The 7,797-nt window shown below is 54.5% G+C and carries 7 protein-coding genes and 1 pseudogene; 3 read left to right on the top strand and 5 right to left on the bottom strand.

All coding sequences use genetic code 11. The features are described 5' to 3' along the window. The 3 genes from F8I07_RS06150 to der form a co-directional block, all read right to left on the bottom strand. On the bottom strand, positions 1-1,085 hold a 1,085-nt coding region (locus F8I07_RS06150; protein WP_292657108.1), incomplete at its 3' end, for an ABC transporter transmembrane domain-containing protein. 16 nt (positions 1,086-1,101) lie between these two features. Beyond that, on the bottom strand, positions 1,102-2,064 hold the full coding sequence (gene trpS, locus F8I07_RS06145) for a tryptophan--tRNA ligase (RefSeq protein WP_292657105.1): 963 nt from the start codon (positions 2,062-2,064) through the stop codon (positions 1,102-1,104). Between the two features lie 56 nt (positions 2,065-2,120). Continuing rightward, positions 2,121-3,509, bottom strand: a complete 1,389-nt coding sequence (der, locus tag F8I07_RS06140) for a ribosome biogenesis GTPase Der (RefSeq protein WP_292657101.1) — start codon at positions 3,507-3,509, stop codon at positions 2,121-2,123. A 138-nt stretch (positions 3,510-3,647) separates the two neighbouring features. Here der and F8I07_RS06135 point away from each other — a divergent pair, with 138 nt between their 5' ends. Continuing rightward, positions 3,648-5,276 carry a phosphoethanolamine transferase gene (locus F8I07_RS06135; RefSeq protein ID WP_292657098.1) on the top strand — a complete coding sequence of 543 codons (1,629 nt, stop codon included), beginning with the start codon at positions 3,648-3,650 and terminating at the stop codon, positions 5,274-5,276. Here F8I07_RS06135 and F8I07_RS06130 read toward each other — a convergent pair. Continuing rightward, a complete protein-coding gene (locus F8I07_RS06130; RefSeq protein WP_292657095.1) occupies positions 5,240-5,473 on the bottom strand; it encodes a hypothetical protein in 234 nt (77 codons plus the stop codon). The two genes, F8I07_RS06135 and F8I07_RS06130, sit on opposite strands and share 37 nt — an antisense overlap. 98 nt (positions 5,474-5,571) lie before the next feature. Further along, positions 5,572-6,795: a mechanosensitive ion channel family protein gene (locus F8I07_RS06125; protein ID WP_292657092.1), complete on the bottom strand. Its 1,224-nt coding sequence runs from the start codon at positions 6,793-6,795 to the stop codon at positions 5,572-5,574. A 126-nt stretch (positions 6,796-6,921) separates the two neighbouring features. On the opposite strand from F8I07_RS06125, the gene F8I07_RS06120 reads away from it, so the two are divergent. Continuing rightward, positions 6,922-7,644, top strand: a complete 723-nt coding sequence (locus tag F8I07_RS06120) for a DUF3108 domain-containing protein (protein ID WP_292657089.1) — start codon at positions 6,922-6,924, stop codon at positions 7,642-7,644. A 66-nt stretch (positions 7,645-7,710) separates the two neighbouring features. Further along, positions 7,711-7,797: pseudogene (locus tag F8I07_RS06115) on the top strand (3-deoxy-8-phosphooctulonate synthase); the annotation flags it as partial.

Here is a 7,797-nt window from a genome sequence, read left to right as displayed (position 1 = left end):
TTTTTTACCCGGAAGCTGATTGCTTTGAGGGCCTCTTTGTCGTCGTACTTCAGGGAGACCCGGTCGAAGATCAGTTCGTTGGCCTCTCCCACTTTTGAATCGCCCTGGGCGGTGATGGAGGGCTTTTGATCCAGCAGGAAGAGGATCCGTTCACTGGCGGCGACGGCGTTTTGGAGTTGATTGTAGATATTGGTAATCCGTTTGATCGGCGTATAGAGCATAAAAAGCGCTGTCAGAAAAGAGAAGAAACTTCCTACGGTCATCTGATCGTTGATCACCTGATGCCCTCCTACGACGATCACCAGGGCGGCCCCGGCGGCGCCGATGGTCTCCATCAGAGGATCGGTCAGCTGGGAAGTTTTGACCGTTTTCATATTGAGGCGGAAATACTCCATGTTCTCTTTGGCAAACTTTTCATGTTCGAACCTTTCGGCGTTGCGGGCTTTGATCACTTCGATATTGTGAAAGATTTCGCTGAGTCTAGCGGTAATATCGGAGGTCTTCTCCTGGGAGCGGTGGGAGAGCTTTTTGAGTTTTTTGGCGATCACCCTGAGGGGTAAAACGACCAGGGGCATCCCCACCAGGGCGATGAAGGCGAGTTTGGGGCTCTGATAGATCACGACGCCCAGGAGTCCCAGTGTGATGAGGATCTGGCGGGCAAACTCCGGTAAAAGCGTCGAAACGATATTGCGGATCTGCCCTACGTCATTGATATTGCGGCTGATCAGTTCTCCGGAGCGGAAGCGGTGGAAGAAGCTCAGGTCAAGTGAAAGAAGTGTTTCGAGCATCCGGTTGCGGACCCGGCGGATGATATCCTGGCCGATGAGGGCCGAGTAGTAGACCTGGATATATTTCCCCACCCCTTTCATGGCGTAGACGAGGATAATGGCGTAGGGGAGCAGATGAAGTGCCTGGACATCCTTGGCGATGAAGATCTTGTCCAGGACCGGTTTGACCAGATAGGCGGAGGCGGAGGCTCCCACGGCGGAGAGGATCGTTCCGAAGATCGCCAGGGCGAAGTAGGGGATGTAATCTTTCCAGTAGGGGAGGATCAGACGGCGGAAGACGACCTTGATATCTTTCAACAAAGCTCCCTTGGGATCAGAGGATGCCTACCGCATCCCGGACCACGGCGATCTTCTCCTCGGCGATGGACCGGGCTCTGCCGGCGCCGGTTTCGAGGATGGCGAAGACCTCTTCGGGATGCTCCAGATAGTAGGCCCGTTTCTGTCGCGCTTCGGCGAAGTGGTCCCAGATCAGCTCTTTGAGCTCCTTTTTGAAGTGGCCGTAGCCGAATTCACCGCTGCGGTAGCGTTCGGCTAGCTCTTCGCGCCCTTTTTCATCCAAAAAGAGGCTCGCCAGGGCGTAGACGTTGCAGCTTTCGGGATCGAGGGGTTCTCCCAGGGGCGTGGAGTCGGTCACGATCTTGTTGCAGCGTTTCTGAAGCGGCTTCTCCTCCATAAAGATTTCGATGGTGTTGCCGTAGCTCTTGGACATCTTGGCGCCGTCGATCCCGGGGACCACGGCGACCGACTCCTCCACGAGTGCTTCGGGGACGGTGAAGATCTCACCGTGTTCGTTGTTGAACTTGATGGCGATATCCCGGGTCATCTCCAGATGCTGGATCTGGTCCTTGCCTACCGGGACCTTTTCGGCATCGTAGAGGAGGATATCGGCGGCCATCAGCACCGGATAGCTGAAGAGCGCATGACTCGGGGCGATCCCTTTGGCGACTTTGTCTTTGTAGCTGTGAGCCCGCTCCAGAAGCCCTACGGGGGTGTAGCGGGAGAGGATCCAGTAGAGCTCCAGCACCTCTTTGGCATGGCTCTGGACCCAAAAGACGGTCCGTTCCGGGTCGATACCCAGGGCGAGGAAATCCACGGCGACCTCGAAGGTGTTCTGCTTGAGTTCCTTGAGATCGGCTCCGCCGCTGAGAGCATGGTAGTTGGCGATGAAAGCAAAGAGCTGATGCTCCTCCTGTAGACGCAACATCTGGGCGATGGCGCCGAAATAGTTTCCGATGTGGAGTTTGCCGGAGGGTTGGATGCCGGAGAGTACACGCATGAACGATCCTGTCACTTGAAAAAGTTTCCGTGATTATATCGAAACGGTTTTTTCTCTCAATCCTCTTCGCTGCGCTCTCCCCGTTTGCGGGCGACGATCTCCAGGGGGACCCCTTCGAAATCGAACTGTTCTCTGAGGAAGTTGGCCAGATAACGCCGGTAGCTGAAATGGAGCAGCTCCGGTTTGTTGACCACCAGGGCGATGCGCGGCGGTTTGGAGGCGAACTGGGTGGCGAACTTGATCCGGACCACCTGGCCGTGGTGGCTGGGGACATGGTGACGGCGGATCGCCTGCTGGATCGCTTCGTTGAGTCGGGAGGTAGGGATGCGTTGTTTGTAGCGCTCGTAGATGGCGGTGATCTGATCGAGGATTTTGGCGACGCGCTGCTTGGTCTTGGCCGAGACGGTGAGGATCGGGGCGTAGTGAAGGAACTTCAGTTCGTCCCGGATATCCTGGATCGCCTCTTTGTACTCCTTCTCGCCCCGGATATCCCACTTGTTGACGACGATGAGAGCGCCGAGTTTGTATTTGTCGATGAGTCCCGCGATCCGCTCGTCCAGTTCCGTCACGCCGGCGGTAGCGTCAATAATGAGCAGAGCGATATCGGCCTCCTGCAGCATCTTTTCGGTGCGTCCCAGGGCATATTTTTCGATCCCCAGGATCTTGGAGCGGCGGCGGATCCCCGCGGTATCGACGAAGGTGATTTCGTAATCGCCGTGAACAACGGTCTCGTCCACCGGATCGACGGTGGTGCCGGCCACGTCGCTGACCACGGAGCGTTCCTGGCCCAGCAGGGCATTGAGGAGGGAGCTTTTGCCCACGTTGGGGCGACCGAGGATGGCTACTTTGATCCGTTTGTCCTCTGCCTCCTCTTCGGGGTTCTCCTGCATCTCCAGGAGCTGCTCCAGGCTCAGATCCTCATCGGTTTCGATGAAGAGGGCGGAGCTTTCCGCCGGCGGGATGTACTGCTCCAGCCAGCGGTAGAGGGGATTGAGCTTGCGGTTGTGGCTGACGGAGATGGCGAAGACGTTTTCAGCACCGAATTCGATGAACTCCCAGAAACGCTCCTGCTCCTCCCGGTCATTGTCGATCTTGTTGACGATCAGGGCGATGGGTTTGCCCAACTGCTGCAGTTCGTAAAAGAGCTTTTTGTCCTCCTCCTCCGGAAGGCGTTTGCCGTCGACCATGTAGAGGATCACATCGGCTTCTTGGGCCGCGCGTTTGGACATCTCGGCCACTTTGGAAAAGAGGGCGTCGCTCTCGTCGATCCCGCCGGTATCGAGAAGCTCAAACTCCCGATCCTCGGAGATAGTGACGAGGTTTTTCTTGATGTCCCGGGTCGTCCCGCTCACATCGGAGGTGATGGCGTCCCGGCGGCGGGCCAGGCGGTTGAAGAGGGAGCTTTTGCCCACATTGGGACGTCCCAGTATCGCTACTTTTTTCATAGGCGTAAATTTCCTAACTGATTTTTGAGAGAAATGGAAGCAGACATTTCGTACTTTTCTTATCGGAATTATAGCGAAATGGAGCGTAAGAGGTCTGCTTTCACGTTCGGTTAACAAATTTTGGAAATAATCCCCGCCATGAAAACATTGTTGAAACGTCCCCTGACCCAGATCCAGTTGATCCTGATCGTCTCGGCCTACCTGGTCGTTGCCGGGAACTACACCTTCTTTTCCGAAGTGTTGAAGGTCTATCCGCTTCACGGAAAGAATCTTTACTATCTGGCGACCATGCCGGTTCTGCTCTTTGTCATCAACGCGGCCTTTTTCACGCTGCTGAGTTCCCGTTATACCACGAAACCGCTGCTGATCTTCGTGTTGATCGTCTCCGCGGCGGTGAGCTATTTTATGAATACCTATCACGTCGTGATCGGCAAAGCGATGATCCGTAGTGCACTAGAGACCAACTCTCAAGAGGCGTTGGGGCTTTTCAATCTGAAGATGCTGCTATACAATCTCTTTCTGGGGATTTTGCCCGCCTGGCTGGTCTACAAGGCTCCCGTAGTCTATCGTCCCTGGCGCACCGAACTCTGGGCCAAGATCAAGACCCTTGTCGCCCTGATGCTTATCGCCGGGGGGATCGCTTTGAGTGCCGGGGCTTTTTACGCTTCCTTTTTCCGAGAACACCGTCCGCTCAAAGATTACACCAACCCCTATTGGTGGATCAAAAGCACCATCAGTTATGTCAAACACTCTATCCGGCGCAGCGGTCCCAAGACGCTCAAAGTCATTGGTACCGATGCCAAGGTGATCCGTCAGCCGGGGGAAAAGCCCAAACTGGTGATCATGGTGGTAGGCGAGGCGACCCGCTGGGACCACTTCGGACTCAACGGCTACCGCCGCAACACCACGCCGAAGCTTGCTCAGGAGAAAGGGGTCATCGATTTTGCCGATTTCCGCTCCTGCGGGACCTATACCGCCCGTTCGGTTCCCTGTATGTTTTCCATCTACGATCGGCACCACTACAATCGGGGCAAAGCGGAATGGACGGAGAATGTGATGGATATTCTGGCCCGGACCGGCAAAGTCGATCTGCTTTGGCGGGACAACAACTCCGATCCCAAAGGGGTAATGAAGCGACTGGGCTATGTGGACTTTATGAGCCCGAAAAACAATCCCGTCTGCGACAGCGAGTGTCGGGATGAGGGGATGTTGCAGAATCTCCAGGGGTTCCTGGATCGCAACACGAGCCGGGACAAACTGCTGGTCCTACATCAGATGGGGAGTCACGGTCCGGAGTATTACAAACGCTATACCGAGAAGTTTCTGCGCTACAAGCCGGTCTGCCGCTCCAACGAACTGGGCTCCTGTACCCGGGATGAGGTGGTCAACGCCTACGACAACACGGTTCTACATACCGACAGTTTTCTCGATGATGCGATCAAGCTGCTGAAACACTATGAGAAGAAGTACCAGGTAGCCTTGGTCTATATCGCCGATCACGGGGAATCGTTGGGAGAGAAAGGGATCTACCTCCATGGTCTTCCCTATGTCATCGCTCCCGAAGCCCAGACCCATGTGGCGGCGATCATGTGGTTCGGTCCCGGCTTCCGTCACGGCACGAAGGAGCTCAATACCACCCGTCTGATGGAGGCGGCCCGCAAAGAGCGCTTCTCCCAGGATAATCTCTTCAGCACCTTGCTGGGGCTTTTCGATGTCAATACCTCGGTTTATCAACCGAAGATGGATATTCTCAACGCTGCCGAATAATTTTTGGTTCCGACTTTCCGATTTTGGAAAGCTGCGTCGGCTTCTCTCTTCATTTCTTTTTCTTTGTTTCGCGACAAAGAAAAAGGAAACGAAGCAAAGAAAAAGAAAACGCGAAGGACTGGCGTCGCTTCTGATGTGCCATTTGTCGCGGTTTTTGAAAACCCGGCAAGGGCTTTGTCATCCTGGACTTGATTCATGATCTACGCTTTTATGGGTATTCCAAGCCCGGAATGATGGAGGTTTTTAGATCCCTATAATGGAACTTCAGAACTTTGGAGTCCGGATTAAGTTCGACTCAACCCTCAGTTTTCGTTGTCCCGGGCAGCTTCTCCACATAGATCGACTGAGAGGGGAAGGCGAAATCGGAGCCGTGTTGATGGACGATTTCCATGATTTTCAGATTGATATCCTCCCGGATCTCCAGATACTTTTCCCAGTCGGAGGTGTTGGTAAAGGTGTAGATGAAGATCCCCAGACTGCTGTCGTCAAAGCGGTCGAAACGTACCAGCAGGGTCTGGTCGTGGGCGATGCCGGGATGGGTCTGGAGCATGGATCGGATCCCTTCGACGATGGCACGGATCTGCTGCGGGGTTGTATCGTAGGTCAGGCCGATGACCATTTTGATCCGTCGGATGCCGCGTCGGGAGAAGTTTTCGATGTTGGTGTTGGCGACGATGGAGTTGGGGACGACGACGAAGGATTTTTCGAAAGTGCGGATCTTGGTGGTGCGCATCCCGATATCCTCCACGATTCCTTCAACCCCGTTGACCCGGACCCATTCGCCGATGCGGATCGACTGATCCAGCATCAGGGCGATGGAGCCGAAGAGATTGGCGGCGGTATCCTTGGCGGCCAGAGCGAAGGCCAAGCCCCCCAGGCCCAGTGAGGCGATTATGGCGGCGACATTGACGCCGAAGTTGTTGAGAATGCTGATCAGAGCCAAAGCGATGATCAACAAACGGACCAACCTTAGGATGAATTTTCCCAGTTCGTAGGAGAGATGCTCATTGGTGCGGCTGTAGTCGTAGAGGAAAGTCTGCAGTGCCGGGGTCAAGGCATAGAGGACCCAGTAGAGGTCGAAGATCATCATTGTGCTCAAAAAGAGATGGGTAAAGGTATTGTCCAGAAAAATGAATTGGAAAAAGAGATCGAAGGCGATGATGATAAAAAGAAACCGGATCGGTCCCTCAAGATCCTGAATGATGATATCGTCGAATTTGGTTTCGGTTTTGCCGGCGAGACGCATCAGAAAACGGGTGACGATATTGGTGAGGTATTTCCTCAGCAGGACCACCAGGAGAAAGACCAGAATTGCCGCCAAGATATTGGCCAGCGGTACTCCGAAGAGTGTCTGGGCAAAATAGCGGCCGTAGGTGCTGGCATAGAGTTTGTTGACGTAGGGCTGGATCTGCTGGAAGATGCTCTCATCCAGACTGGTCAGCAGTTTTTGACTGGTCTGGGTTACTTGCTGGATTGTCGTTGAGGCGTTCTGTTCCGCTACTGGCATAGCTCCGGCCATCTTTCACCTTTTTCTGGTTTACAATCATTCTACAATTTTTTGTTTGAATTGACAGTATACTATCTGCTTGCATACAATGATATGGACGATGGAAGCAATGCCGATTGAAAGGGCAGGGAGAAGATGATGAAGAGACTAATGTGTGTGTGGCTGATTACGGTGGTTGCCTCCAGGGTTTTGGCTGCTGAGGTGTGGGAGTATCGGGTCAGTTCCGCTCTGTTTGGGACGCTGGGCAAAGTGACGATGCGGGAGGAGCGTACAGGGAAGCAATATCACATTACCGCTGTCGCCGAGACCCGGGGGATCGCCGCGACGTTGACGCGGCACCGGAAATACCGGGCGGAATCCCGGGGAATTGTAGGAACGCAACGCCGGCACAGTCGCTATTATCTCTATGAGGTAGTGGATCACAAGAAACACAAAAGAGATGAGTACCGTATCGATCCCAAAGCCAAAAAGGTCATCAAAACAAGTCAACGTTGGAAAAAGGGGAAACCGGAGAAAAAAGAGCAGCATCGCCTCGATTACTATACGGATCGGGATTTGGCGAGCCTCTTTTACGATCTGGTGACGGCGCCTACGGCTATCCGAAGCGGCGAGTACCCGGCGGTCGGGGCGGAGAAGAGTCACGGCCGAGTGCGGATTGAGCTCCCCGATGCCCGAAGTGCCCAAAAAGAACGTGAGCGGTTGCAGGCAAGTCCCCAAAGCCGCATCCTCTATATCCTCATCGACCAAAAAGGGGGCAAACAGCGCAAAATTATTGCGGCGGTCACGCCTCAGGGGCGACTGGAGTCCGCTTATACCGTGGCTGTCCCCGTCGTCGGGGTCCTCTATATGAAGCCCCGGTGACTTTTTGCCCCGTTTCCCGGACTTTTGGATATCATTGCGGCTAGACAAACGCCCAAGGAGACGAGGATGATTCTCATCGCAGGCCCCTGCGTCATCGAAAGCAGAGACAATATCTTTCGCATCGCCGAAGCGCTGATGCCCTATCATGAGGAC

This window comes from Nitratifractor sp. (genome assembly GCF_015487065.1).
Taxonomy (GTDB): Bacteria; Campylobacterota; Campylobacteria; order Campylobacterales; family Sulfurovaceae; genus Nitratifractor.
This window is presented reverse-complemented; position numbering and strand designations above follow the sequence as displayed.

Excerpts from the sequence above, each read along its gene's own strand:
- trpS (WP_292657105.1), bottom strand. The coding sequence starts at position 2,064 with ATGCGTGTACTCTCCGGCATCCAACCCTCCGGCAAACTCCACATCGGA.
- der (WP_292657101.1), bottom strand. The coding sequence starts at position 3,509 with ATGAAAAAAGTAGCGATACTGGGACGTCCCAATGTGGGCAAAAGCTCC.
- F8I07_RS06135 (WP_292657098.1), top strand. The coding sequence starts at position 3,648 with ATGAAAACATTGTTGAAACGTCCCCTGACCCAGATCCAGTTGATCCTG.
- F8I07_RS06130 (WP_292657095.1), bottom strand. The coding sequence starts at position 5,473 with ATGAATCAAGTCCAGGATGACAAAGCCCTTGCCGGGTTTTCAAAAACC.
- F8I07_RS06125 (WP_292657092.1), bottom strand. The coding sequence starts at position 6,795 with ATGGCCGGAGCTATGCCAGTAGCGGAACAGAACGCCTCAACGACAATC.
- F8I07_RS06120 (WP_292657089.1), top strand. The coding sequence starts at position 6,922 with ATGAAGAGACTAATGTGTGTGTGGCTGATTACGGTGGTTGCCTCCAGG.